This is a genomic window from Kitasatospora sp. GAS204B, from assembly GCF_029892155.1.
Lineage (GTDB): Bacteria > Actinomycetota > Actinomycetes > Streptomycetales > Streptomycetaceae > Kitasatospora.
Genome location: NZ_JARZAG010000018.1, coordinates 130,208 through 153,420 on the forward strand (window position 1 = coordinate 130,208; position 23,213 = coordinate 153,420).

Below are 23,213 nucleotides of genomic sequence, written 5' to 3' on the forward strand. Positions count from 1 at the left end.
GCGGCGCAGCAGCAGCACGCTGCGGTTCCTGGACCGAGCCGGGGTGGCGGCGGCGTTGGCGGGGGCCGGGTTGGTGGTCGAGGAGCAGTTCGGCGATCTGCACAGCGGCCCGCTGACGGACGCGAGCCCGGAGATCGTCACCATCGCGCGACGCGACAACGGCAGCTGAACCCCCCTCAGCTTCCGCTCCGGGTGCCGCAAGCAAGGCCCGGTCGATCTTGGCGGTCAGAGCCGCCGCTTCCTGATCACGGGTCACGCCTCGTCGTGATCGCAACGGCCATCGTCTTGTCCGAACCCGGCCCCCCACCTCGCCGACCGGCGCCAGCACCACCCGGATCACGAACTACACCTGCCGTGACCACCATCAGCCCCACTGGCGGATCATTCCCCAGGTTCGACCCACTGCGACCGCCAGGCCGGCGGGTCGAACGGGTCAGCGAAGTACTGCGTCTCCCTCACCACGCGTCCTGCCGAGAACTCCATGATGCTCACCGTCTGCGTGGGCTTGCCGTCATAGGTGAGCACGAACTCGGTCACCCAGAGATCGCCGGCTCCGAGGATCCTGCGCACGGTGAAGGTCCGGACCGCGGGATGTTGGGTACGCAGTGCCTGGATGTTGCTCCTGCCGCGGATGACCTCGCCGGACTGCGGGTACTCGACGATGACGTCGTCGGCGTAGATGTCGTGTTCCGCGTCCGCGTCACCGCTGTTCGATGCGGCCCAGTGCCGGTCCAGCAGAGCCCGGGCAACCGTCGCTTCCATCGTCATGGCCCTTTCGCTCGGAGCACCACGCGCCCGACGTCCTGGGTCGCGGGAACCGATCCACCCCGCCGGTATTCTCCCCCCTCCTCACCCAACCACGCTAGGCAGCCGCGCCGACCGCCCGCAAACCGGTGCTCCGTCGGCGGCCTTGGACGCGTATCGCGCCATCGACGGTGGCGCCCTCGGCCACGGATGCATCCGGTCACATGTGGTCGGCCGGAGAGCGAGTAGTTGCGGATGACCGGGGCGGCCCGTGGGCCCGGCCGCAGGCGGACCGTGAGGAACTGCCCCGGCAGCGCGCCTGGGAGCGGCTGTGCCTGTCCCGTGACGCTCCGAACCCCATGTGGTTCAGGGGATGACGCGACCGATGTCGTTGTCTCGCTGATGGATCTCTTCAAGCTCACCCCAGGGTGGCGGACCGCCCAAACGCCAGGGGACTTGCTTCGTGTCTGACGCGTGGATCGATCGCCTGGCAGCGTCGACGAACTCCCGTTGTGCAGCGTCGAGTTTCGTATGAATCTGACGAAGTAGCGTCATGTCCTTTGGTTCTCCAAACGGGAAGGCACTGAACTCCCCCACAAATGAGGCGAGTTGCTCCGCAGAGATCCCCACATCGGTGTCGGCCACCAGGCTGACCGACACCAAGGCGGCGTTCCACTCCTCCCAGTCGATCCCCACCGGCTCGCGCTGCTCCCAGTACGCGTGGCGCATGCCGATCTCGACCGCGCCGAAGCTCTGGAGAAGGCGCTCGTACGCCGCAATCTTCCGATCGCGTATCCACTGCCCGGATTCATTGCGGCGCCCGGCCCGGGTACCTACGAGGATGCCCAGGATCGTCGCGGCCACTCCGCTGGCGGTGGATATGAGGGTTCCCCAAGGGAGATTCATGATATTCCTACCTTTCAGTCGGACGTCCAGCCAAGGCTCAGTCGAGGCTTCTGTCAGGTCGGGTGTAGAAGGACTCGACGCCCCGCCAGGGCGAGGGGCCGCCCAGTGATCGGTCCAGGCGCCGTTGGGACGGGGCGAGGGAACAGCGGGCCGCATTGACGAAGCTCAGGTGAGCCTCGCCCAGTGCGGTATGAATCGGCCGCAGTTCTTCGAGGTCGGTCGGCTGACGGCCGTGGAAGAGAATGGTGAAGTCCTCCAGGGTCTCGCAGACCCGCTCGGCTGCTGTGCTGGTCGCCGGGTCGGCAACGAGGCTCACCGAGTGCTGGGCGGCCACGAACGGCACCCAGTCGACGGCGGGCCTCCGCTCGTCGAGGAATGCCTCGCGCAGCTCCGCCTCCACGGCCCCGAACGCCTGCAGGAACTTCTCGTAGGCGGCGGTCTGCGTCCCCTGCAGCCATTGCTGGTGCTGGCCGCGGCGCCCGACGACACCGCCGGCGATGACGCCCACGACCGTTGCGGTGACACCACCTGCCGTGGATATCAGCAGATCCCATGAGACAGTCAAGCCAGGTCTCCTCACGATGATGAGCGGGGCGCCCCGGGCAGCCCCGCGCTGAACGAAGCCAACGGAATGAACATCAATTCTTGCCCAGTGTCGATGAGATGGATGCTCGAAGTCTTCTACTCGGCCCTCCAGAGACGCCACCGGGGCGCGTGGCGGGCCTCAGCGCCGTATGGATGTGAATGTCGAGGAGGTCGGCCAGTACCGGTGCGGGTAGCTCGGTGGCGAGGGCGATGAGGGCTGCGGTGCGGGCGGCTCTGGTGTGGATGCCCTGGCGCGCGAGCCGGTCGTTGAACGCTTTGCGGCTGAGTGGACGGCCGGGAACGACGCCGGGGAACAGCCACGGCGGCTGACCGGTGAGGGTTCGGGTCATGGCGGAGCGCTGGTACGGCGCGTCGGCGAGTTGGTGGAGGAGTTCGGCCAGGGGTGGTGGGATCCACAGCCTTTGCGGGTCTGGCGGCCTGAGTGATCGGCAGGTCTGCATGAACACCGCGCAGCGCTTTCTGGTTGCCGAGCAGGGCTTCCGTGTTCTCACGGCAGCAGTAGTTCGGCGATCTGCCCAGCCGCCGGTTGACGGACGCTCGCCCGGCGACCGTCACCATCGCGCGACGCGCGAGCGGCAGCTGAACCCCCCTCAGCCTCCGCTCCCGCTGCCCCCGCGCCGGGCCCGGAATGCGGCGGCCTTGACCCGGTTCTGACACGCCGTCGAGCAGAACTGCTTCGCCGCGTTCCGCGATCCGTCCACGTACACCCGGTCGCAGCGCGGCGCCTGGCAGACGCCCAACCGGCCGGCCAGGTCGCTGCCGATGGCCAGCGCCAAGGCGGTCGCGCACCCGGCGCTCCAGCCCACCGCGAGGGTGTCGTCGCGGCCGTGGAAGTGCAGTTGCCACGGTTCCCCGGCCACCCGGTCCAGCTGCGGTCGGGCGCCGGCGGCGCGCAGCAGCACGTTCAGCGTGGCCGCGGCGGCGTCCAGGTCGCCGGCGTCCACCGCTTCGAAGATCTCGCGCATTCGCCAGGCCGTGGCGATCAGGTGGTCGGCCTGGGCCGGACCGATGGCGTCGGGGTCGGTGCCGGCAGGCGGCAGGGCGGCGACGATCGCGGGCGCCGACTCGGCGCCGCGCGGGGCGGTGTAGGGCCTGCCCCGTGCGCTGCCGTCGGTCAGCGCGTTGACCAGAGCGACCGAGGCGTCCAGCAATCTCACGACGTGACTGTCGAACATCACTTGACCAGCTACTCCTTTGCCTCTGGACCTTCGGTGAGATGCGGCCGTCGCTGGCATGGACCGAGCGGGATCCCGCAGGAGTGGCCCATGGTTTGAACGATGCGGACCCCGGCTTCGGCCGAGGCCTCCCGCCATGCCCACCGCATCAGTTCAGTGGTTCCTTCATCATCACGGAGAATACGGGCGAGTCCGATCTCAGGCATGCGCTTCCCTCCGATGGTCAGTCCAGGATCGGTTGTGTGGACTGCCGGGAGCGACCTTGGCGAGCGTGGCCGTGAACTGGTCAAGCATGTGTCCGGTCCGTCCATGGCTCGCGGAAAGCGGCACCGGCTGAGCCGTGGCCACCGCCGCTTCGAGCTCCGTCTGCCGAAGCTGAGCACTGGTGAGATCGGTCAGCGTCAGGTGGCGGATCCGCTGCACGGAGGGACGCAGGAGGGCCAGGTTCCGGTGAGCATGCGCTTCAGCACCAGCCCACAGACCAGCCTGGGCCAATTTGGGGCGGCGAGACCTTGGTGCGACTGGGCTACCGCGCCCAGCGTCCCATGGCCGGCGCGGTGCCGATCAGGCACTCGATGCCGGTCGGGAAGCCGGCGAGAGCGTAGGCGGTCAGGCGCAGGTGGCCCTCAAGGCAGACCAGGGATGCGTCAGAACCTGCTCGGCCTGCCCGGCTGCCGCCAGATGTGACCGGAGGTTCTGGCCGAACCTCCGGCTGGACAGCTCGCCACTCAAGAAGCAGGCGACCATCTCGTCCTCACTACTCACGCCCAGTACCTGCACGACCGTCAGCATAGGACTGACCCGGCTGGGCACCGCAACCTGCTCGCACGTCATCTCGTCCACAGGTCTTGACCATTGCTCGAGTCTTCTCGACATCGCAGAGACCGTGCTCAGCTCCTTTGCAGCGAACGGGCGGCCACCGCGCGGGCGTTACCGCCTTGCCGTCTCCCAGCACGAACAACGCGTCTGGCTCCATGGGACCGATGGCCCGGTGTGGCACCTGGTCCGACCGGGAGCCCACCCCGCGAACCGCCCCGTCCGGGGCCCTCTCTGCTGCGTTTTCGGAGGTCGTAAAGAGCGAAGCCGACACACGGGAAGACCCCCGCCGGTCAGGTTCTCTCCTGGCTCACGGGGGTCTTCGTCACTTCTCAGGCGCGGGCCGAGCTGTAGCATTCGTCACTGACGATACATGGTTCACCAGTGACGATTGGCATCCACATGCGCTTCGGCCCGAGCCCGGCAGGTTCGCCACCACTGCCACGTACCGTCCGGCTGCTCGTCGCGGCCCGGGCGATGAACCGGCTCGCGGCCTTCTCGCTGCCCTTCCTCACCGTGCTGATCAGCACCGACTTCCACGCTTCCACCGCCACCGCCGGACTGGTCGGCACCGCCTTCGGACTCGCCACCATCCCCTCCCGGCTGGCCGGCGGCAGACTGGCGGACCGGCTGGGCCGCCGACGCACCATCGTGCTCGGACTGACCGGCTGCGCCCTCGCGCAGCTCGGGCTCGCGGTGGCGGGCAGCCTGGCGGTCGCGGCCGGGTTCGCCGTGCTGCTCGGGCTCGCCTTCGAGCTGTACGAACCGCCGAGCCAGGCGATGATCGCCGACGCGGTGGACCCGGCCGACCGGGTGCGCGCCTACAGCCTGCTCAACGCGGCCCTGGCGGCGGCCGGGCTGGCGGCCGGCGTACTGGCGGCCGCGCTCGGGCGGTGGGACCTGCGCTGGCTCTTCGTCGCGGATGCGGCGAGTTGCCTGGCCTGCGCTGTGGTGGTGTATGCCGTGCTGCCGGCAGACCGGCCAGGCGGGTCCAGTGACCCCGGTTCTGACGAACCGTCAGTAGTCGGCAGCCCCTGGCGGGATCGCGGGCTGCTCGCCATGCTCGCCTCCGGCACCCTGTTCGCACTGGTCTACCTCCAACTCACCCTCGCGCTGCCGCTCTCGCTGGCCCGGCACGGCCTGCCGCCGGCCGACGCCGGGCTGCTCTACACCGCCTCGGCGCTGACCGTGCTGGCCGGCCAGCCGCTGCTGCGCCGGCCACCGCTCGCCGGTCTCTCGGCGCCGGTCGCGCTCCGCGCGGGCTACCTGCTGCTGGCGGCGGGCCTGGCCGGCTACGCGATCGCGAACGGTCCGGCCGGCCTGCTGGCCTCCACCGTGGTGCTGAGCCTGGGCGACCTGCTGCTGCTCGGCCGCGCCTACGCCATGGTCGCCGACCTCGCCCCGCCCGGCGCCGCCGGCCGCTACCTGGCCGCCTACGGCACCAGTTGGGGCATCGCCGCCGTGGCGGCACCACTGCTCGGCACCCAGTTGCTCGCCCGCGCCGGGACCGGCGCCCTCTGGTTCACGATGGCGGCCGGCTGCCTGCTGCTGGCCGCCGGACAGCCGCTGCTGCTTCGGGCCACCCCTCGCAATGGCCAGCCAATCGGTCGCTGAAGCCTCGCAACTGCCGGGCGGACCCGCTGTTCGATCACCCAGGAAACCGCCGGCCGCTCGGTGTCCGGCACCAATCGCCCCACCGGTCGCCGCCCTGTTTGGATAGGCCCCGGCCCCACCGCACGGGGCCCGGCTCGCGGCCTCCCCCACCACGCGAGCCCTCGGCGGCAGCCGCGCCCTGGCCCAGGGTGCGGGGGGCCGTGCACGTGGCCTGACCTCAAGCAGGCACACCGCACGCCCCTCCGCACACTCCACCACCGCGCGGCTGCCGCACGAAGCGCCACCGCCTGAGTGTCAGTGGTGTGCGGCACGCTGTCCGTATGCGTGCACCTCGGATCCAGTGCCCCACCTGCAGCCGCCTGGTCGCCCTGATGCCGACGACCCGCCGTCCCGGCTACGGCGTGGTCCACGACCACAAGAAGGACCGCCGCTCGCTCGTGCTCTGCGAGGCGAGCATGCAGCAGTTGCCGACCGCCACCGCTGACGCCTGGCAGGACGCCCTGCCCGGCGCCGACGGCCAACCGGACGCGGCGGCAACGCTGTTCTGAGCGGCTCGCCCACTGCTGCTTCAAGCAGCTACGCCGCCCGACCGCCCGGTGGCCACGGATCAAGGCCGGACGCAACGACGACCTCGGCACCTCATCCGGCGATCATCACCAACCGCACCGTCACTGAGTTCAGGATTTAAGCAGGTGCGGGGCGGCAGGCCGTCAGCTAGCCTCCGGCCCATGACCTGGCTGCCTGCTGATTTTGTCCATCCCGTCCGCGTGCCACTCCCCGGCGGCCACCACCTGCGCCCGATCACGGGCGCCGACACCGAGCTCGACTACCCGGCTGTGATGGGTTCGCGCCAGCGTCTGTGGTCCATCTACGGCGAGGCATGGGGCTGGCCGCCGGCCACCATGACGTATGAGCAGGACCGGGAGGATCTGGTGCGGCACGAGGTCGAGATCGCGGCGCACAAGTCCTTCAACTATGCGCTGTTCGATGACGCGGGCACGGCCCTGCTCGGCTGCGTCTACATCGACCCGCCGGAGAAGACCGGCGCCGACGCCGAGATCTCCTGGTGGGTGGTGGACGACCAGGTCGGCACCGAGCTCCAGCGCGCGCTGGACACCCTCGTCCCGCGGTGGATCGCCGAGGCATGGCCCTTCGAACGCCCCCGGTACGTCGGACGGGACCTCTCCTGGCAGGACTGGCTGGCCCTTCCGGATCTCACCTGACTCAGCTCGATCTCTGAACTCCGCCCGTACCGACGGCCGACCCGATGCGGCGACAACGCTGTTCCGAGCGCCACAGCGTGCGACGATGTCGGTCAACGAGCTTCTGCCGTCGCGAAGTTACGAGAGGGGTCGGCGATGAGCAACCGGGTCAGCGGGGTTGTCCGGTGGTACAACCAGGTCAAGGGCTACGGCTACATCGACGGGGACGACGGCCGCGAGGTGCTGGTGCACCGCGCGGCCGTGGAGGACTTCCCGTTCCTGACCGAGGGCCTGCGGGTCACCTACCTCATGGTCACCGACGAGGGCGACGACTCGGGCGAGGTGCACGCGGAGCAGGTCCATGTCGTCCAGTGACCTCGCCTACCGGGACTCACCGCTCCCCCGTCCCCGCTCATGCAGCGCCTGCCACACCTTGTCGCGCAGGAACGGGGCCTCGGTGAAGCGGATGCCGGTGGCGTCGCGCAGGGCGTTGGCGAAGGCGGGCGGGACGGGGTTGAAGGGGCTCTCGCTCATCGACTTGGCGCCCAGCGGGCCGATGGAGTCCGAGGTTTCGCTGAAGTGGACCTCGGTGCGCGGGACATCCGCGTAGGCGGGCAGGCGGTAGCGGCGGAAGGCGGCGGTGGTGACCTCGCCGCGGTCGTTCAGCAGGACCTGCTCGAAGAGGGTCGCGCCGAGCGCCTGGGCGACCCCGCCCTCGACCTGGCCGCGGCACTGCAGCGGGTTCATCACCTTGCCGGCGTCGGCCCCGTGGACGCTGCGCAGGATCCTGATCTCGCCGGTGTCCGGGTCGACGGCGATCCTGAACCACTGCGAGTTGAAGGCCACCGAGCGGGGTGAACCACCCCAGTGCCCGTCGGCCGACAGCTCAACTCCCTTGCCGCGCGCGGCCTCGAAGATCTCCTTGAGCGAGACCGGGCGCCCGTCGCAGTCCACCGCGTCGGCGGTCAGCCGCAGCAGGCTGCGCGGTGTGCGGGCGTACTCGGCGGTGAACGACAGGAGTTGCTCGGCGAGCGCGTTGGCGGCCTTCATCACGGCCTTGCCGGCCACCACCGTGCCCGCCGAGCCGAAGGCGCCGGTGTCGTGCTTGACCACGTCGGTGTCGGACTGCCGGATGGCGATCCGGTCCACCGTGGTGCCCAGCGCCCCGGCGGTGATCTGCTTGTGGACGGTGGTGGTGCCGTTGCCGAACTCCGCGGTGCCCACGGCTATGTCGTACGTGCCGTCCTCCAGCAGCTTCACCGTCGCGTCGGCGAAGTGGCCGCCGGGCGGGCCGGTGGCGATCGCGGACATCGCGAAGCCCTGGCCCACCAGCCAGCCCTCGGGGGCCAGTTCGGCGCTCCGGTCGTCGGCGAGGGCGTTGCGCACCACTTGTAGGCACTGGTCCAGGCCGTAACTGGCGATGTGCAGGTCCTCCTCCTCGCCGCACGGGCCCTCCATGTGCTCGCCGGGGCCGATGACGTTCTTCTCGCGCAACTCCAGCGGGTCGATGCCCAGTTTGCGGGCCAGTTCGTCCATCGCCGACTCCAGCGCGAAGGTGACCTGGCCGAGCCCGTAGCCGCGGAAGGCCCCGGCGGGCACGCCGTTGGTGTAGACGGAGTACGCGTTGACCTTCTTGTTCGGCGCGCGGTACACGCCCATCGACTCGCCCACGCTGTGGAACATCACCGCGGGACCGTGGTTGCCGTAGGCGCCGGTGTTGGCGACCACCCGGAACTGAATGGCCGTCAGAGTGCCGTCGCTCCTGGCGCCGAGCTTCACGGTGACCTTGAACGGGTGCCGGGTGGTGGCGCCGTAGAACTGCTCGGGGCGGGTGAACTCCAGCTTGACGGGGCGGTGCAGCTTCATCGCGGCGAGCACCGCGATGTCCTCGGTGAGCATCTCCTGCTTGCCGCCGAAGCCGCCGCCGACCCGGCCCGCGATCACCCGGACCTTCTCCATCGGCAGGTCGTACAGGTCGCAGAGCGCGCGCCGGGTGAGGAACGGCACCTGGGTGCTGGAGCGGACCACGATCCGCTCCGCACCACCCTCCTCGTTCTCCTCGTTCTCTTCGTTCTCTTCGAAGTAGACGACGCAGCCGTGCGTCTCCAGGCTGGCGTGCTGCACCCGCTGGGTCTGGAAGGTCTCCTCGTAGACCACGTCGGCCTCGGCGAAACCCTGCTCGACGCTGCCCAGTTCCCCGTGCACCTCGCCGCAGACGTTGTCCGCGGCGCGGAAGATGCGGGACTCGGGGCCCTTCGGGTGGATCACCGGCGCGCCCGGCAGCATCGCCTCCTCCGGGTCGATGACGTACGGGAGTTCCTCGTAGTCGACGACGATCCGGCGGCAACCCTCCTCGGCGGCGCCCTCGCTGTCGGCGACCACGGCCGCGACGCGCTGGCCGACGAAGCGGACCACGTCGTCGAGCACCCGGGTGTCGTCCGGGTCCTCGGTGGGGTGCTCGTGGCGGGCGGAGGAGTAGTGCTTCTCGGGGGCGTCGTGGTGGGTGAGGACGGCGTGCACGCCGGGCACCCGCAGGGCGGCCGAGGTGTCGATGGAGCGGATCCGGGCGTGCGGGTGCGGGGAGCGCAGCAGCTTCAGGTGCAGCAGGCCCTCGACCTCGACGTCGAAGGTGTAGCGGGCGGTGCCGGTGACCACCTGCGGCCCGGCGGGGGCGCCGAGGCTGCGGCCGACGGCCTGTCCGGCGCACGGCCGCTCGGTGTGCTTGACGCCGCGGATCGCGTCCTCGATCGCCCGGTAGCCGGTGCAGCGGCAGAGGTTGCCCTTGAGCGAGCGGGGCAGGTCGGTGAGCTGCTCGGCGTCCAGGGCGGAGGTGGTCATCAGGAAGCCTGCCGTGCAGAAGCCGCACTGGAAGCCCTGGGCGTCCAGGAACTTCTGCTGCATCGGGTGCAGTTCGCCGCCTTCCTCGGCCAGACCCTCGACGGTGGTGACCGAACGGCCCTCGGCGCGGACCGCCGGGAAGATGCAGCTGTGCACGGGCCGGCCGTCGACCTGCACGGTGCAGGCACCGCAGTCACCGGCATCGCAGCCCTTCTTCACGCCGAACCAGCCGCGGTCGCGCAGGTAGGTCCGCAGGCACTGGCCGGGGCGGGGCTCGGCGTCGAACTCCTGGTTGTTGACGCGGATCGAGTAGCTCATCGTCCGGCCTCCTGGGTCTGGGTCAGTTCCCGACGGATCTCCTGCGCGTAGCGGAAGGTCAGGTGCCGCCGCCAGGCCGGGAGTCCGTGGATGTCGTCGAAGTACTCGTGCGGCTCGACGGCGTTCTCGACGGCCTCGCGCACCGCCTCGGCGTTCGGCGGCACCGGGAAGCGCAGCTGGATCGGGCGCACGGTCGAGGCGGTGATGGTGAGGGTGAGGGTGCCGTCGAACGGGTCGACGGCCCCGATCAGCAGCACGCCGGAGCGGCCGAGACCGTAGAGCGAGGCCTGCCGGAAGGCGGTGCGGGCGGCCAGTGCCCGAGCGGGCAGGGTGACCGAGCGCAGCAGCTCGCCGCGCCGCAGCACGTTGCGCCCGGCCCCGAGCACGAAGTCCGCGACCGGCACCCGGCGCCGGCCGCCGTCCTGGTCGAGCAGCAGCGCGACGCCGTCCAGCCCGGCGGACAGCGAGATCATCGGCCCGGCGGGCAGCGAGTTGCACAGGTTGCCGCCGAAGGTGGCCATGTTCCAGATCTTCCAGGAGGCCAGGAAGGCCCGGCAGCACTGCTGGAAGAGCGGCGCCGCCCGCCACCCGGCCGGCTTCGGGTACTCGGAGAGCTCCGCGATGGTGCAGGTCGCGGCGATCTCCAGGTCGCCGCCGGTGGTGATCCGCAGTGGCTCCCAGCCGGTCCGGCTCAGGTCGATCAGCCGGCGCAGGTGGGGCTGCGGCTCGGAGAAGAGGTACGTGCCCCCGCCCAACCACGCGTCACCGGTCTGCCACGCCCCGCGATCGCGGGCGTCGCGCACCTCTACCACCGTGTTCAGATCCACGTCGTTCCACCGTCCTTGACAAACTGGATACGGCGATTGAAGCAACGCGTGTCGGCGGCGACGAGTGGTGCTGGACACCAGCTCCGGGGGGCTGAGTTGGATGATCGACCAGGCTGCCGGTGCCCGGTCCTACCGGTTCGGGACCGAAGCACCGCCTGCCAGAATTCCGGCCATGACGAACGACATCGGAGCGATATTCGAACAGGCCGGCTGCGAAGGCGCGCTGCGCGTCGAGTCGCTGGACGACGGCGCGGCCTTCGGCTTCCATCCCGACGAACCGGTGGTGCTGGCCTCGGTCGCCAAGGTGCTGATCGCCCTGGAGGCCGAGACCTGGTTCGCCGACGGCCGACTGGACCCGCGCGAGCCGGTCACCCTGCCCGCCGCCGACCGGACGCTGGGCCCGACCGGGATCTCGCTGTTCGAGGACGACGCGGTGGTGTCCTGGCGGGACATGGTCGTGCTGATGCTCACCATCAGCGACAACCACACCACCGACGCGCTGCTGCGCCGGGTCGGCGTCGACAGCGTCAACGCCACGGCCGCCCGGCTCGGGCTGGGCAACACGGTGCTGGTGTCCGACCTGCGGACGATGATCGACTCGCTCGCCCAGGACCTCGGCCGCGCCGACTGGGCCGACCTGCTCACCTGGACCGCGACGCTGTCGGAGGCGGAGATGGCGCGGGTGGACGAGTTGCTGCCGTCCACCCGCGCCCTCGACCCGGCCCGGGGCACCCGCAGCACCCCCCGCGAGATGACCCGGCTGCTGCGGCTGCTCTGGGCCGACCAGGCCGGCCCGGCGGCCGCCTGCGCCCGGGTCCGCTCGGTGCTCGGCAAGCAGCTGACCCGGCACCGGCTGGCCGGCGGCTTCCGGCGCCCGGTGCGGGTCGCGGCCAAGAGCGGCAGCCTGGTGGGCGTGGTGCGCAACGAGATCGGCGTGATCGCCTACCCGGACGGCAGCCGGTACGCCGCCGCCGTCTTCACCCGTTCCCGACCGGGCGCGGACGACGCCGCGATCAACACCGCGATCGGCAGTGCCGCCGCGCGGGCGGTCGCCACGCTGCGCGGCGAGGCCGCCCCCGATCTCTGACGGTCCGTCAGTCGGCGGCCCGGCGCGCGAAGTGCACGGTCTTCGCGGTCAGCAGGAACAGGTCGGGCCGCCGGTCGACGCCTGCCGGGTCCGCGGGGTCGAGCAACCGGTCCAGTGTCGCCCGGTCCTCGGCGGTCAGCCCCGGCGCGCTCTGCGAGGTCTGCGGGTCCTCCGGCGGCCCGGCGAGCACCTCCCGGTAGCGCTCCAGCATGCTGCGCACCCAGCGCCGCGGGCCCGCCGCCAACGGGGCGGGGAGGTCGATCAGGAAGGTCCGGCTGCGGGCCTCGGTGAGTCCGGCGGCCCGCAGCATGGCGGGCCAGTCCTCCACCAGGGCCACCGAGCCGGGCAGTTCGGCCCGCATCCGGCTGAACCGCGCCGCCTGCGCCGCGTCCATCCGCTCGAGCAGGCCCGGGCGTCCGAAGCCGAGGTCCCGGGGCAGGCTGCGCAGCGGCAACCCGCCCTCGACCACGGCCAGCACGCCGCCCGGCGCCAGCAGCCCGGCCAGCTGGTCGAGCGCGCCCTGCTGGTCCCCGACGTGGTGGACCGCCTGCCCCGACCAGATCAGGTCCGCCGAGCCCAGCCCGGCCAGCCCCGCCGGGAACTCGGCCTGCTCCGTGCGCAGCCGGACCCCGAGCCGCTCGGCCCGCTCGGCGGCCCGCGCCAGCAGCTCCGGCGTGCCGTCCACGGCGGTCACCTCGGCCTGCGGGAACGCCGCCGCGAGGCTGCAGGCCGCCACGCCCGGGCCGCTGCCGATGTCGAGGATCCGGCGCGGGTTCAGCCCGGGCAGGTCGGCGAGTTCGCCGATGGCCTGCCGCACGTAAGGGCTGTGCGTCTCACCTTCGAGCTCCAGCAGTTCGGCGAGGGCGGCCCAGTCGAACTCGGTCCCCGGCCCGTGTGCGTGTCCGTGTGCGTGTCCGTGTGCCTGTGTGTGCGTGTGTGCCTGTGCCATGGGTGAGCACCTCCTGCAGCGACCATGCCCCGGGCCCGCGTGGCTTGACAAAAACTGTTGCCGATTCAGCAAAATGGCTCCATGGCACACGATCACGCCACGAACTCCGCCGAGCTCTCGGCCACCGCCGACAGTGCCGACAGTGCCGACACCGCCGATGTCCTGGCCGGGGTCGGCCCGCGCCTGAAGCGGATCCGCCAGCAGCGCGACTGCACCCTCGCCGCGCTCTCGGAGGTCACCGGGATCTCGGTGAGCACCCTTTCCCGGCTGGAATCCGGCGGCCGCAAGCCGACCCTGGAACTGCTGCTCCCGATCGCCCACGCCCACCAGGTCCCACTGGACGAGCTGGTCGGCGCACCGCCGGTCGGCGACCCCCGGGTCCGGCTGCGGCCGATCAAGGCGTACGACGCGACCGTGCTGCCGCTCAGCCAGCAGCCGGGCGGCGTTCAGGCCTTCAAGATGATCATCAACGTCACCCGCAGCACCCCCGAACCCCGCACCCACGAGGGTTACGAGTGGCTCTACGTGCTCAGCGGAAAGCTCCGCCTGGTCCTCGCCGACCACGACCTGATTCTGAAGGCGGGCGAGGCCGCCGAGTTCGACACCCGCCTGCCGCACTGGTTCGGCAGCACCGGCCAGGCGCCGGTGGAGGTGCTCAGCCTGTTCGGCCCGCAGGGCGAACGCATGCACGTCCGAGCCCGCCCGACTGCCGGCTAGGCAGCCTGACCACACGCAACGACCCCCTGACGCTGTGCCTCGTGCGGCTCTGCGCATAGGCTGCCTTGTCGGACCTCAGCGGGGTCGGCAACGGTGTCGCCGGACCGGCCGGACAGGAACGGGTGTGGACGCATGACGGAGTCGTGGAGCGGGGCGGGGCTGCCGCCCACGGCCGCGGCGCGGGTCGCCGAGGCGAAGGCCAGCGGGACGTGGTCGTCGGCGCTGTCGACCGGCGAGTTCGCCGCGATCAGGTCGGTCGGATTCGAACCGGTCGGCCAGGTGATGGGCTCGGCCGTCTACCAGGTCGCCCGCAGCGGCCGGTACTGGGGCTACCACGACTGCCTGTATAGCGGCGGGGGACTGATGGGCGGCTACGGCATGGCCGGCATCGCCCTGTCGGGCAACGGCGCGCCCTCGGCCGGGCTGGTGCAGGTGATGGACTCGGCGCGGCGCACCGCACTGGGCCGGATGACCACCGAGTGCGCGGCCCTCGGCGGCGACGGCGTGGTGGCGGCCCAACTCACGATGGCTCCGTTCCCCGCGATGCCGAACTGCCTGGAGTTCAAGGTGATCGGCACCGCCGTGCGCGCCCAGGGCACGGTGCGGCCGCGCCGCCCGTTCACCTCGCATCTGGACGGCCAGGGATTCGCGAAGCTGGTCACGGCCGGCTGGGTGCCGGTGGACCTGCTGGTCGGGATGTCGGTCGGGGTGCGCCACGACGACTACCAGACCCGGCGGCAGAACTTCTCCTGGAACAACCTGGAGGTCGACGGCTGGACCGCCCTGGTCCACCAGGTCCGGGCCGACGCCCGCACGCAGCTGCACCGGCAGGGCGTGGAGCACGGCGGCGACGGGGTGATCCTGGCCGACGGCAACCTGCGGGTCTGGGAGGAGCGCTGCATTCGCACTTCCGTGAACACCGAGCAGACCGACCACATCGCGGAGAGCACCCTGATCGGCACCGCGATCGCCCGCTTCGCCGCCAAACCGGCCGAGCCGCGCACGCTCTCCGTCATGCCGCTGAACGGCGGCGGCGACCTGCTGCGCCGCCGGCTCGCCCAGGCCGGACGGCCGACCGCCCGCCGCTAGCCCGGCGCCAAGGCACGCCCCGGGCCGCCCACCGCCCGGCGCGGCTCAGCACCAGCAACGCTGTCATCCACACCGTCACGGGAGAACAACCCACATGAGCAGCTTCGATCCCAGCGCGCAGGGCGTGCCCGCCGACGCGATGCGGCGGCTGGCCGAGTTGGAGCCCGGCAAGCCCGGCTCCATCTTCACCAGCGACCTCTCGGTCAACGAGTTCCTGCTGGTCCGGGAGGCCGGGTTCAAGCCGATCGGCCTGGTCCTGGGCAGCTCGATCTACCACGTCGGGATCCAGCTCGGCCGCTGGGGCAAGAACCAGGAGCTGGAGACGCTCAGTCAGGCGATGTACCACGCGCGCGAGCTGGCGATGACCCGGATGGAGGCCGAGGCGGCCCAGCTGGGCGCGGACGGCATCGTCGGGGTCCGGCTGACCGTGGAGGCCCGGGAGTTCGGGTCGGACATCGCCGAGTTCATCGCGATCGGCACCGCCGTCAAGGCGGACCAGCCCGCGCCCGACGGCACCAGCTGGCGCAACAACAAGGGCCAGCCCTTCACCTCCGACCTGTCGGGGCAGGACTTCTGGACGCTGATCCGGGCCGGCTACGCGCCGCTGGGCATGACCATGGGCACCTGCGTCTACCACATCGCGCACCAGAAGATGGGCTCGGTCTTCTCCAACATCGGCAAGAACGTGGAGATCGAGCAGTACACCCAGGCGCTCTACGACGCACGCGAGTTGGCGATGGCGCGGATGCAGGCGGAGGCGGAGGAGCTGCACGCGGAGGGCATCGTCGGCGTCCAGCTGAACGCCCACAACCACCGCTGGGGCGGGCACACCACCGAGTTCTTCGCGATCGGCACGGCGGTGCGACCGCTGCGGGCCGACCACGAGATCGAGCGGCCGACCATGGTGCTGAGCCTGGACGGCTGAGCACCACCAGGACCACCAGCACCGCCGACCAACCGCCGGACCACAGCACATCGCAGCGCATCACAGTACATCGCAGCGCATCGCGACAAGGAGCGACATGACCGACCACGGCGAGATCGAACCCGCTTCGGAGGGCGAGGGCTCGATCGACCTGCTCGCGGCCGCCCTGCGGCGGGACGCCGCGGACCTGGAGGTGTACACCCAGGTGCTGACCGGCGCGCTGGCGGACGCGCTGCCGGCCGACGCGGTGGCGATCGAGCGCAAGCGCAGCGTCGGCGACCGGATGGCCGGGCGGCCCGGCCGGATCGAGCGGGTCGAGGTCTCGATGGAGGATCAGCGACTGATCCTCAGCGTGGCCCAGGGCCGCCCGACGGGCGAGGTGTGCCGGGTGGTCCGCGGCGTTATCCTCTCCCGCCGACCGGTGCCGCTCGACGAGTGGGCCCATGAGCTGGCGGCAGCCGTGACCGCCCGCGCCCGCTCGGACGCGCGGGCCCGCGCAGCGCTCGAACGGCTGCTGCTGGGCGAGTGAGCGAGGCCACCAACGGACCGCGCCGGGCGGCTCGGTAGGGTGTGGACCATGATCAATGACTGGCGGACGGACCGGATCGGCAGCGCGCTGCGGGGTGAGAACCCGACCGTGCTGCGGCGCCTCGACGAGGGGTTCGCGGTGATCGGGGACGTCCAGTTCCTGCCCGGGTACTCGGTGTTGCTGACCGACCAGCCAGCGGTCCAGCGGCTGTCGGAGCTACCGAGGGGGCGGCGGCTGCGGTTCCTGTCCGACATGGACCGGCTGGGCGAGGCGGTCGAGCGCGCCTGCCGCCGGTCGGATCCGGCCTTCCGCCGGGTGAACCTCGAAATCCTCGGCAACACCGACGGCTTCCTGCACGCGCACGTCTGGCCGCGCTACGAGTGGGAGGACGCCGAGCTGGTCGGCCTCCCGGTCTGGCTGTACCCACACGAGAACTGGCGGGCCGAACGGTTCGCGCTCGACGCACGGCACGACGGCCTGCGCGTGGCGATCGGCACCGAACTCGACCGGCTGGCCGACCAGCACTGACGCCCGGTCGGCCCAGCCGGTGCGACCTCCGAGCGCCGCGCCGACCGGCGGGCGCACGACAGCGGGGGCGGACCCGAAGGCCCGCCCCCGCCACGCTATCTGACGCTAGGTCAGCTCGCGTTCAGCGCCGTGTCGTCGATCACGAAGCTGGTCTGCAGCGAGGAGTCCTCGGTGCCGGTGAACTTGAGGGTGACGGACTTGCCGGCGTAGCTCGACAGGTCGAAGCTCTTCTGCACGTAGCCGGTGTTCGCGTTCACGTTGGAGTACGTGGCGAGGTTGGTGCCGTTGGCCGTGACGGCGAGCTTGTCGTAGGCGGTGCTGCCGGTCTCGGCGGTGTCGATGTGCAGCCAGAAGCTGAACGTCGCCTTGCAGCCGGCCGGGATGGTGACGGTCTGCGACAGGGTGTCGGTGTGGGTGGTGCCGTAGCCGTCCAGCCAGGCGTCGTAGCTGCCCGAGTGAGCGGGCTCGGAGGTGGTGTCGCTGTTGATGACACCCGCGGTCGCGGTCCACGGGGACGCGCTACCGGTCTCGAAGCCGGGGTTGCCGAGCAGCTGGCCGCCGCCGGTGCAGCCGCCGCTGCCGGAGCCGATGGTCCAGCTGAAGCTCGCCGAGCCGCTGGCGCCGGTGGTGTCCTTGGCGGTGACGGTCACCGAGGAGGTGGCCGCGGTGGTCGGGGTGCCCGAGATCAGACCCGAGGAGCTGATCGACAGACCCGCCGGCAGACCGGTGGCCGAGTAGGTCAGCGTCTGACCCGAAGCCGAGTCGGAACCGGAGACCTGCAGGCTGACCGCCGTGCCGACGGTGCCGGACTGGTTGCCGGGGCTGTTCACAGTGACCGTGTTACCGGTGGTGGAGGAGACGGTCCAGCTGAAGCTCGCCGAGCCGGAGGCGCCGGTGGTGTCCTTGGCAGTGACGGTCACCGAGGAGGTGGCCGCGGTGGTCGGGGTGCCCGAGATCAGACCCGAGGAGCTGATCGACAGACCCGCCGGCAGACCGGTGGCCGAGTAGGTCAGCGTCTGACCCGAAGCCGAGTCGGAACCGGAGACCTGCAGGCTGACCGCCGTGCCGACCTTGCCGGACTGGCTGCCCGGGTTGGTCACGGTGACCGTGTTGCCGTGGTTGAGGATCGGGTGCGAGATGGCGCACGCGTTGGTGTCGTTCGACCAGCTGGCCTGCTCGGCGAAGGTGCCGGTGCCCATGGTGATCATGGCCGCGCCGCCCGCGGTGCCCGCAGCGATCCAGGCGCACTCGTCGGAGTTCTCCTGGCCGTTGTTGGCACTGCCGCTCTGCTGGTTGGTCCAGCCACCCGCCGGGAACTGGTCGGACATCATCTCGTGGTACTCGTGGCCGAGGGTCATCGTCCAACCATCGAGCGTTCCAGGCGAGTTGACGAAGCCGACGCCACAGCCCGAACCGGAGTCCATGTTGTAGGGCTGGTTGGAGAACGCGAGGTCGCCGTAGGGCGAGTTGACCGCGCCGCCGGTCAGCGAGCTGTCACCGGTGTAGTCGTGCCAGGCGCAGTACTGGCCCTGGTAGCTGTCCGGGTTGGTGCCGGTCGGGGACATGATCACGTAGTACGTGTGCCGGTTCGACGCGGCGGTGGTGTTGCCGAAGTGGGCGGCCGCGTTGACCGCCTCCTGGCCGAGCTGGTTGCCGGTCGTGGCGCTCGGCGAGGCAGCCGAGTTGTCGTACCACACGCCGGACAGCACGCCGCCGGCCTGGTACGGGACGAAGCTCGCGTTCGAGGGGCAACTGGTGGCCCCGGCCGCGACGTTCGGACCGTCACACCACTGGGTCAGGTCGGCCGACCACAGCTCACCGCCGGTGCCGATGCCCTTGAACATCTCCTGGGCCACCGGCGCGGCACCGTCCTGGTCACCGGAGAAGGTGGCGTCACCGGAGCTGTTGGTGCTCTGCGTGCCCCACTGCGAGCCGTAGAAGACCAGGTAGACCTGTGACTTGCCGTCGTTGACGCCGACCCCGTTGACGCCGCCGCCGTAGGAGAGGGTCTCCGGGCCGGTCGTGGCGGTGGTGGAGTGGGTGTCCGCCCACGACTTCATCTTGGCGTTCTGCTGCAGCGTCGGGATGACGCCGTGCCGGTACGCGTGGTCGGTGCTCGGGTTGTACGGATTGGCGGTCGCGCTGCTCGACGCGTTCGTCGAGGCCAGCGCCTCGGGCGCGGTCACGGCGAGCATGGCGCCGGTGACGAGCGACAAGGACGCGAGGCCGGTCAAGGCTACTCGGGCCGAGCCGCGGAAGCGGGGGATGCCCATCTTGTGGGGGGTTCCTCTCTCCTGCAGACCGCCGGGCGCTGGTCGGCGCGGGCGATCGGGTCTGCTGCACGGGACAGGGTGACGAGGGCGCACCGGGCCATCGGCCGGCGATCGCACGACAGGACGGAGCGAAGGGTCACGCGCGAGCTTCGCTCAGGTTGGGGACCTGGCGGTGAGGGTTCGGTGCACGGCGTGGCGGTTCGCGGAGAGCTACTCGTCCTGCCCTGATGAAGGGCGGTGGAACCAACCGTGACGACTCGCACGGTGTCTGGCGGTCTGACAGGTGGTGCGCCGTTGCTGCGGTGAAGCAAAGCAGAGTTGGCTCACCCCGGTCAACGGTGCAGACAGGCTTTTCAGGTACCGACCGACCGATCGGTCGTGCCGTCCCGGAGGGCTGACGATTCCTCTGGTGACAAACTGTCAGTAGTGCTCCGAGTCAAGGGTCCTGTCCGGTGGCGGGCGGTCCCGCAGCACGAGCGGCGGCCCGCTGAAGGGATGCCATTCAGCGGGCCGCCGGGCGGTACGACACCTCTCGCTCAGCGGACGGCGGCCTAGGGCCTGTACGGCGGATCTTTCCGGGCCCGCGACGCCGGGCAAGATCCGTAAGAGAGGCCCTAGGACCGGACCTTGCGCCAGGCGCTCTCGCGCAGCAGCCGCAGGCCGTTGAGGCCGACGATCACGGTGGAACCCTCGTGTCCGAGCACGCCGAGCGGCAGCGGCAGGGTGGTGCTCAGGTCCCAGACCACCAGGCCGGTGATGAACACCGCGGCGATCACCAGGTTCTGCACCACCAGGGCACGCGCCCGCCGGGAGAGCGCCACCACGGTTGGCACGGTGGCCAGTTCATCGCGGACGATGACCGCGTCGGCCGTCTCCAGCGCCAGGTCCGAGCCGGCCCGGCCCATCGCGATGCCGGTGTGTGCGGCGGCCAGCGCCGGGGCGTCATTGACGCCGTCGCCGATCACCAGCACCTTGCGCCCGGCCTGCTCCAGTTCCCGCACGGCGGCGACCTTGTCCTGTGGCAGCAGGGCCGCCCGCACCTCGGTGATGCCGACCTCGGCGGCCAGCCGGCCGGCCGCCCGCGCGTTGTCCCCGGTGAGCAGGACCGGGGCCGCCCCGGTCAGTTCGGTGAGGGCGGCGACCGTGCCGGCGGCGTCCGGGCGCAGCCGGTCGGCGATGCCCAGCAGGCCGACCGGCCGTCCGTCGACGGTGACCAGCACGGCGGTGCGGCCGTCCTCCTCCAACTCGGCGGCCAGCTTGGCGACCTCCTCGGCGTCGGTACCTTCCAGCAGCCGGGCGGGCGCGCCGACGGCGATCACCCGCCCCTCGACGGTGGCGCGCACGCCGACGCCGGGAGTGGAGTCGAAGTCCGTCGCGGTGGCCAGGACCAGACCCCGGCCGCGGGCGGCGTCCAGCACGGCGCGGGCCAGCGGGTGCTCGCTGGCGTGCTCGGCGGCGGCGGCCAGCGCCAGCAGGGCGTCCTCGGTGAACTCGGCGCGCTCGGTGAACACAGTGCCCTCGGCGAACTCGGCACGCGGCAGCGGTCGCAGGTCGGTGACCCGCGGCGTGCCCTCGGTCAGCGTGCCGGTCTTGTCCAGCGCGACCGCGTCCACCTGGCCGAGCCGCTCCATCACCACGGCGGACTTGACCAGCACCCCGTGCCGCCCGGCGTTCGCGATCGCGGAGAGCAGCGGCGGCATGGTGGCCAGCACCACCGCGCACGGCGAGGCGACGATCATGAAGGTCATCGCGCGCAGCAGCGAGCCGGTGAGGTGCGCGCCGAAGGCGAGCGGGACGGCGAAGACCGCCAGGGTCGCCAGCACCATGCCGATCGAGTAGCGCTGCTCGACCTTCTCGATGAACAGCTGGGTGGGGGCCTTGGTCTCGCTGGCCTCCTCGACCATCGCGACGATCCGGGCGATCACCGAGTCGCAGGTGTCCCGGTCGACCCTGATCCGCAGCGCGCCGGTGCCGTTCAACGTGCCGGCGAAGACCTCGTCGCCAACCGCCTTGGCCACCGGCAGCGGCTCGCCGGTGATGGTGGCCTGGTCCACCTCGCTCGCGCCGGCCAGCACCCGGCCGTCCGCGCCGATCCGCTCCCCCGGCCGCACCAGCACGGTGTCGCCGACGGCCAGCGCCTCGGTCGCGACGCTCTCCTCGGTGCCGTCCGCGAGCAGCCGGGTGGCGGTGGTCGGTGCCAGGTCCAGCAGCCCGCGCACCGAGTCCGCGGTGCGGGCGGTGGCCAGTGCCTCCAGCGCGCCGGAGGTGGCGAAGATGACGATCAGCAGCGCGCCGTCCATCACCTGGCCGACCGCCGCGGCCCCCAGCGCGGCCACGATCATCAGCAGGTCGACGTCGAGGGTCTTCTCCTTCACCGCCCGCAGTCCCGCCCAGGCCGGCTCCCAGCCGCCGGTCAGGTACGCCAGCGCGTACAGCGGCACCCAGACCCCGGCGGGCGCGCCGGTCAGCTGCAGCGGGAGCGCGAGCAGGAAGAGCGCGGTCGCGGTCGCCGCCCAGCGTGCCTCGGGCAGCGCGAACACCCTGGTCCGCCGCCGCGGGGCGAGGTCGGAGCGCACGGGCGCAGCGCTGGTGGGACGGTCGAGGAGGGTGACAGGCATGGTGACGGGGTCCTTCGCGGCACGGCAGGTGGGAGCTGGGCGGCAGGACCACGATACAGGAATATATGAACAGCTCTTCATTCATTGGCATCGAGCCGCCCGGGCACTGCCGTCGAGCCGTCCAGGCACTGCGGTCGAGCCACCCGGGCACTGCCGTCGAGCCGTCCAGGAGCACAGCCGGTCGGGAGTCCGCGGACCGCTTTGTAGGCTGACCTCGTGACCTCTTCTGAGCAGGCGTCAGCCACCATCACCTCCCCGGTCCCCCTCGCGGCGCTGATCGCCGACCCGCACCCGAGCTACGCCGCGCTGCGCGAGGCCGGTCCGGCCCACCGGATCATCGGCTCGGACGGCCTGCCCGTCTGGCTGGTGACCCGCTACGCCGACGTGCGCCAGGGTCTCGCCGACCCGCGCCTGGCCCTGGACAAGCGGCACGCCAGCCCGGGCAACTACCGGGGCCTGGCCCTGCCGCCCGCACTGGACGCCAACCTGCTGAACATGGACCCGCCGGACCACACCCGGATCCGCCGCCTGGTCGGGCAGGCCTTCACTCCCAGGCGGGTCGAGCAGCTGCGCGAACCCGTCCAGCGGATCGCCGACGAGCTGCTCGACGCGATCGCCCCGCTCGGCCACGCCGAGCTGATCGCCACCTACGCCGGACCGCTGCCGATCACCACGATCTGCGACCTGCTCGGCGTCCCGACCGACGACCGCCGCGACTTCCGCGCCTGGACCGACACGCTGATCGCGCCCGATCCCGGCCGCCCGCAGGACGCCCGGGCGGCGGTCGGCGCGATGCTCGCCTTCTTCACCCGGCTGCTGGCCCGCAAGCGCGCCGAACCGGGCGACGACCTGCTCTCCGCGCTGATCGCGGTGCGGGACCAGGAGGACCGGCTCTCCGAGGACGAACTCACCTCGCTCGCCTTCCTGATCCTCTTCGCCGGCTACGAGAACACCGTGCACCTGATCGGCAACGCCGTGCTGGCCCTGCTCCGGCACCCCGAGCAACTGGCCGCCCTGCGCGCCGACGAGCGGCTGATCGGCCCCGCCGTCGAGGAGCTGGCCCGGTTCGACGGCCCCGCGCCGGTGGCCATCCGCCGCTTCGCCCGCGAGGACCTGACGTTCGGTCAGGTGACCGTGCCGGCCGGTGAGACGGTGCTGCTCTCGCTGGCCGCCGCCAACCGGGATCCGGAGCGGTTCGCCGAGCCGGAGCTGCTCGATCTGCGGCGCGCGGACAATGGCCACCTGGCCCTCGGGCACGGCATCCACTACTGCCTGGGCGCCCCGCTGGCCCGGCTGGAGACCGAGATCGCCCTCACCACGCTGCTGCGCCGCTTCCCCGCGCTCGCCCTGGCGGAGCCCGCCGAGCAGTTGTCGCACCGCCCGTCACTGCGCGCCCGGGGGCTGCTGCGGCTACCGGTGCGCTTCTGACGGGACGTCAATCGCTCGCGACCC

The 23,213-nt window shown here is 71.3% G+C and carries 23 protein-coding genes; 12 read left to right on the forward strand and 11 right to left on the reverse strand.

The features are described 5' to 3' along the window. The first annotated feature begins 43 nt into the window (after positions 1 to 43). Entirely contained in the window at positions 44 to 169 is a 126-nt protein-coding gene (locus P3T41_RS23800; RefSeq protein WP_280692074.1) for a hypothetical protein, read from the forward strand. A 212-nt stretch (positions 170 to 381) separates the two neighbouring features. On the opposite strand, the gene P3T41_RS23805 is transcribed toward P3T41_RS23800, so the two are convergent. From P3T41_RS23805 to P3T41_RS23830, 6 genes are all read right to left on the reverse strand, one after another. Further along, positions 382 to 762 (reverse strand): nuclear transport factor 2 family protein, encoded by a 381-nt coding sequence (locus P3T41_RS23805; RefSeq protein WP_280692075.1) that lies wholly within the window; start codon positions 760 to 762, stop codon positions 382 to 384. A 348-nt stretch (positions 763 to 1,110) separates the two neighbouring features. Further along, entirely contained in the window at positions 1,111 to 1,650 is a 540-nt protein-coding gene (locus P3T41_RS23810; RefSeq protein ID WP_280692077.1) for a hypothetical protein, read from the reverse strand. A gap of 37 nt (positions 1,651 to 1,687) precedes the next feature. Then, the gene (locus P3T41_RS23815; protein WP_280692079.1) at positions 1,688 to 2,215 is read right to left on the reverse strand and encodes a hypothetical protein; all 528 of its coding nucleotides are present in this window, start codon (positions 2,213 to 2,215) and stop codon (positions 1,688 to 1,690) included. A 73-nt stretch (positions 2,216 to 2,288) separates the two neighbouring features. After that, positions 2,289 to 2,585 carry a hypothetical protein gene (locus tag P3T41_RS23820; RefSeq protein WP_280692081.1) on the reverse strand — a complete coding sequence of 99 codons (297 nt, stop codon included), beginning with the start codon at positions 2,583 to 2,585 and terminating at the stop codon, positions 2,289 to 2,291. A 261-nt stretch (positions 2,586 to 2,846) separates the two neighbouring features. Then, the gene (locus P3T41_RS23825) at positions 2,847 to 3,431 is read right to left on the reverse strand and encodes a CGNR zinc finger domain-containing protein (RefSeq protein WP_280692082.1); all 585 of its coding nucleotides are present in this window, start codon (positions 3,429 to 3,431) and stop codon (positions 2,847 to 2,849) included. A 609-nt stretch (positions 3,432 to 4,040) separates the two neighbouring features. Beyond that, positions 4,041 to 4,274, reverse strand: coding sequence for a hypothetical protein (locus P3T41_RS23830; RefSeq protein ID WP_280692083.1), 234 nt, complete (start codon positions 4,272 to 4,274; stop codon positions 4,041 to 4,043). A gap of 357 nt (positions 4,275 to 4,631) precedes the next feature. Between P3T41_RS23830 and P3T41_RS23835 the strand changes: the two genes are divergently transcribed. The 4 genes from P3T41_RS23835 to P3T41_RS23850 all read left to right on the forward strand — a co-directional run bounded on the left by P3T41_RS23835 (position 4,632) and on the right by P3T41_RS23850 (position 7,438). Further along, positions 4,632 to 5,861 (forward strand): MFS transporter, encoded by a 1,230-nt coding sequence (locus P3T41_RS23835; RefSeq protein WP_280692085.1) that lies wholly within the window; start codon positions 4,632 to 4,634, stop codon positions 5,859 to 5,861. Between the two features lie 320 nt (positions 5,862 to 6,181). Then, the gene (locus P3T41_RS23840) at positions 6,182 to 6,409 is read left to right on the forward strand and encodes a hypothetical protein (RefSeq protein WP_280692087.1); all 228 of its coding nucleotides are present in this window, start codon (positions 6,182 to 6,184) and stop codon (positions 6,407 to 6,409) included. Between the two features lie 180 nt (positions 6,410 to 6,589). Next, positions 6,590 to 7,084 carry an N-acetyltransferase gene (locus tag P3T41_RS23845; protein ID WP_280692090.1) on the forward strand — a complete coding sequence of 165 codons (495 nt, stop codon included), beginning with the start codon at positions 6,590 to 6,592 and terminating at the stop codon, positions 7,082 to 7,084. 135 nt (positions 7,085 to 7,219) lie between these two features. Continuing rightward, positions 7,220 to 7,438, forward strand: a complete 219-nt coding sequence (locus P3T41_RS23850; protein WP_280692091.1) for a cold shock domain-containing protein — start codon at positions 7,220 to 7,222, stop codon at positions 7,436 to 7,438. Positions 7,439 to 7,444: 6 nt separating this feature from the next. Here the strand turns inward: P3T41_RS23850 and P3T41_RS23855 are convergent, their stop codons facing one another. Beyond that, positions 7,445 to 10,219, reverse strand: coding sequence for a molybdopterin cofactor-binding domain-containing protein (locus tag P3T41_RS23855; RefSeq protein ID WP_280692093.1), 2,775 nt, complete (start codon positions 10,217 to 10,219; stop codon positions 7,445 to 7,447). Next, on the reverse strand, positions 10,216 to 11,046 hold the full coding sequence (locus P3T41_RS23860; protein WP_280692095.1) for an FAD binding domain-containing protein: 831 nt from the start codon (positions 11,044 to 11,046) through the stop codon (positions 10,216 to 10,218). Before P3T41_RS23860 ends, P3T41_RS23855 begins: the two co-directional genes overlap by 4 nt. A 172-nt stretch (positions 11,047 to 11,218) precedes the next feature. On the opposite strand from P3T41_RS23860, the gene P3T41_RS23865 reads away from it, so the two are divergent. Next, on the forward strand, positions 11,219 to 12,133 hold the full coding sequence (locus tag P3T41_RS23865) for a class A beta-lactamase-related serine hydrolase (RefSeq protein ID WP_280692097.1): 915 nt from the start codon (positions 11,219 to 11,221) through the stop codon (positions 12,131 to 12,133). Positions 12,134 to 12,140: 7 nt separating this feature from the next. Here the strand turns inward: P3T41_RS23865 and P3T41_RS23870 are convergent, their stop codons facing one another. Continuing rightward, positions 12,141 to 13,082, reverse strand: a complete 942-nt coding sequence (locus tag P3T41_RS23870; protein ID WP_280692099.1) for a class I SAM-dependent methyltransferase — start codon at positions 13,080 to 13,082, stop codon at positions 12,141 to 12,143. Positions 13,083 to 13,163: 81 nt separating this feature from the next. Between P3T41_RS23870 and P3T41_RS23875 the strand changes: the two genes are divergently transcribed. The 5 genes from P3T41_RS23875 to P3T41_RS23895 all read left to right on the forward strand — a co-directional run bounded on the left by P3T41_RS23875 (position 13,164) and on the right by P3T41_RS23895 (position 16,870). Next, positions 13,164 to 13,799 carry an XRE family transcriptional regulator gene (locus P3T41_RS23875; RefSeq protein WP_280692100.1) on the forward strand — a complete coding sequence of 212 codons (636 nt, stop codon included), beginning with the start codon at positions 13,164 to 13,166 and terminating at the stop codon, positions 13,797 to 13,799. 132 nt (positions 13,800 to 13,931) lie between these two features. Further along, complete coding sequence (locus P3T41_RS23880; protein WP_280692102.1) at positions 13,932 to 14,888, forward strand: heavy metal-binding domain-containing protein; 957 nt, start codon at positions 13,932 to 13,934, stop codon at positions 14,886 to 14,888. Positions 14,889 to 14,982: 94 nt separating this feature from the next. After that, entirely contained in the window at positions 14,983 to 15,813 is an 831-nt protein-coding gene (locus P3T41_RS23885) for a heavy metal-binding domain-containing protein (RefSeq protein ID WP_280692104.1), read from the forward strand. Positions 15,814 to 15,910: 97 nt separating this feature from the next. Continuing rightward, complete coding sequence (locus P3T41_RS23890; RefSeq protein ID WP_280692105.1) at positions 15,911 to 16,342, forward strand: hypothetical protein; 432 nt, start codon at positions 15,911 to 15,913, stop codon at positions 16,340 to 16,342. A 48-nt stretch (positions 16,343 to 16,390) separates the two neighbouring features. Continuing rightward, on the forward strand, positions 16,391 to 16,870 hold the full coding sequence (locus P3T41_RS23895; RefSeq protein WP_280692107.1) for a diadenosine tetraphosphate hydrolase: 480 nt from the start codon (positions 16,391 to 16,393) through the stop codon (positions 16,868 to 16,870). Positions 16,871 to 16,980: 110 nt separating this feature from the next. On the opposite strand, the gene P3T41_RS23900 is transcribed toward P3T41_RS23895, so the two are convergent. Together P3T41_RS23900 and P3T41_RS23905 are read right to left on the reverse strand one after the other, a co-directional pair. Then, positions 16,981 to 19,143 (reverse strand): putative Ig domain-containing protein, encoded by a 2,163-nt coding sequence (locus tag P3T41_RS23900; protein WP_280692109.1) that lies wholly within the window; start codon positions 19,141 to 19,143, stop codon positions 16,981 to 16,983. 614 nt (positions 19,144 to 19,757) lie between these two features. Then, positions 19,758 to 21,761, reverse strand: coding sequence for a heavy metal translocating P-type ATPase (locus tag P3T41_RS23905; RefSeq protein WP_280692111.1), 2,004 nt, complete (start codon positions 21,759 to 21,761; stop codon positions 19,758 to 19,760). 273 nt (positions 21,762 to 22,034) lie between these two features. Here P3T41_RS23905 and P3T41_RS23910 point away from each other — a divergent pair, with 273 nt between their 5' ends. Beyond that, positions 22,035 to 23,189: a cytochrome P450 gene (locus tag P3T41_RS23910; RefSeq protein ID WP_280692153.1), complete on the forward strand. Its 1,155-nt coding sequence runs from the start codon at positions 22,035 to 22,037 to the stop codon at positions 23,187 to 23,189. Positions 23,190 to 23,213: the final 24 nt, after the last annotated feature.

What these genes read in the sequence shown, in the direction of transcription:
- P3T41_RS23805 (WP_280692075.1), bottom strand. Translation starts at nt 762, where the DNA reads ATGGAAGCGACGGTTGCCCGGGCTCTGCTGGACCGGCACTGGGCCGCA.
- P3T41_RS23810 (WP_280692077.1), bottom strand. Translation starts at nt 1,650, where the DNA reads ATGAATCTCCCTTGGGGAACCCTCATATCCACCGCCAGCGGAGTGGCC.
- P3T41_RS23820 (WP_280692081.1), bottom strand. Translation starts at nt 2,585, where the DNA reads ATGACCCGAACCCTCACCGGTCAGCCGCCGTGGCTGTTCCCCGGCGTC.
- P3T41_RS23825 (WP_280692082.1), bottom strand. Translation starts at nt 3,431, where the DNA reads ATGTTCGACAGTCACGTCGTGAGATTGCTGGACGCCTCGGTCGCTCTG.
- P3T41_RS23840 (WP_280692087.1), top strand. Translation starts at nt 6,182, where the DNA reads ATGCGTGCACCTCGGATCCAGTGCCCCACCTGCAGCCGCCTGGTCGCC.
- P3T41_RS23845 (WP_280692090.1), top strand. Translation starts at nt 6,590, where the DNA reads ATGACCTGGCTGCCTGCTGATTTTGTCCATCCCGTCCGCGTGCCACTC.
- P3T41_RS23850 (WP_280692091.1), top strand. Translation starts at nt 7,220, where the DNA reads ATGAGCAACCGGGTCAGCGGGGTTGTCCGGTGGTACAACCAGGTCAAG.
- P3T41_RS23855 (WP_280692093.1), bottom strand. Translation starts at nt 10,219, where the DNA reads ATGAGCTACTCGATCCGCGTCAACAACCAGGAGTTCGACGCCGAGCCC.
- P3T41_RS23865 (WP_280692097.1), top strand. Translation starts at nt 11,219, where the DNA reads ATGACGAACGACATCGGAGCGATATTCGAACAGGCCGGCTGCGAAGGC.
- P3T41_RS23870 (WP_280692099.1), bottom strand. Translation starts at nt 13,082, where the DNA reads ATGGCACAGGCACACACGCACACACAGGCACACGGACACGCACACGGA.
- P3T41_RS23875 (WP_280692100.1), top strand. Translation starts at nt 13,164, where the DNA reads ATGGCACACGATCACGCCACGAACTCCGCCGAGCTCTCGGCCACCGCC.
- P3T41_RS23880 (WP_280692102.1), top strand. Translation starts at nt 13,932, where the DNA reads ATGACGGAGTCGTGGAGCGGGGCGGGGCTGCCGCCCACGGCCGCGGCG.
- P3T41_RS23885 (WP_280692104.1), top strand. Translation starts at nt 14,983, where the DNA reads ATGAGCAGCTTCGATCCCAGCGCGCAGGGCGTGCCCGCCGACGCGATG.
- P3T41_RS23890 (WP_280692105.1), top strand. Translation starts at nt 15,911, where the DNA reads ATGACCGACCACGGCGAGATCGAACCCGCTTCGGAGGGCGAGGGCTCG.
- P3T41_RS23895 (WP_280692107.1), top strand. Translation starts at nt 16,391, where the DNA reads ATGATCAATGACTGGCGGACGGACCGGATCGGCAGCGCGCTGCGGGGT.
- P3T41_RS23900 (WP_280692109.1), bottom strand. Translation starts at nt 19,143, where the DNA reads ATGGGCATCCCCCGCTTCCGCGGCTCGGCCCGAGTAGCCTTGACCGGC.
- P3T41_RS23905 (WP_280692111.1), bottom strand. Translation starts at nt 21,761, where the DNA reads ATGCCTGTCACCCTCCTCGACCGTCCCACCAGCGCTGCGCCCGTGCGC.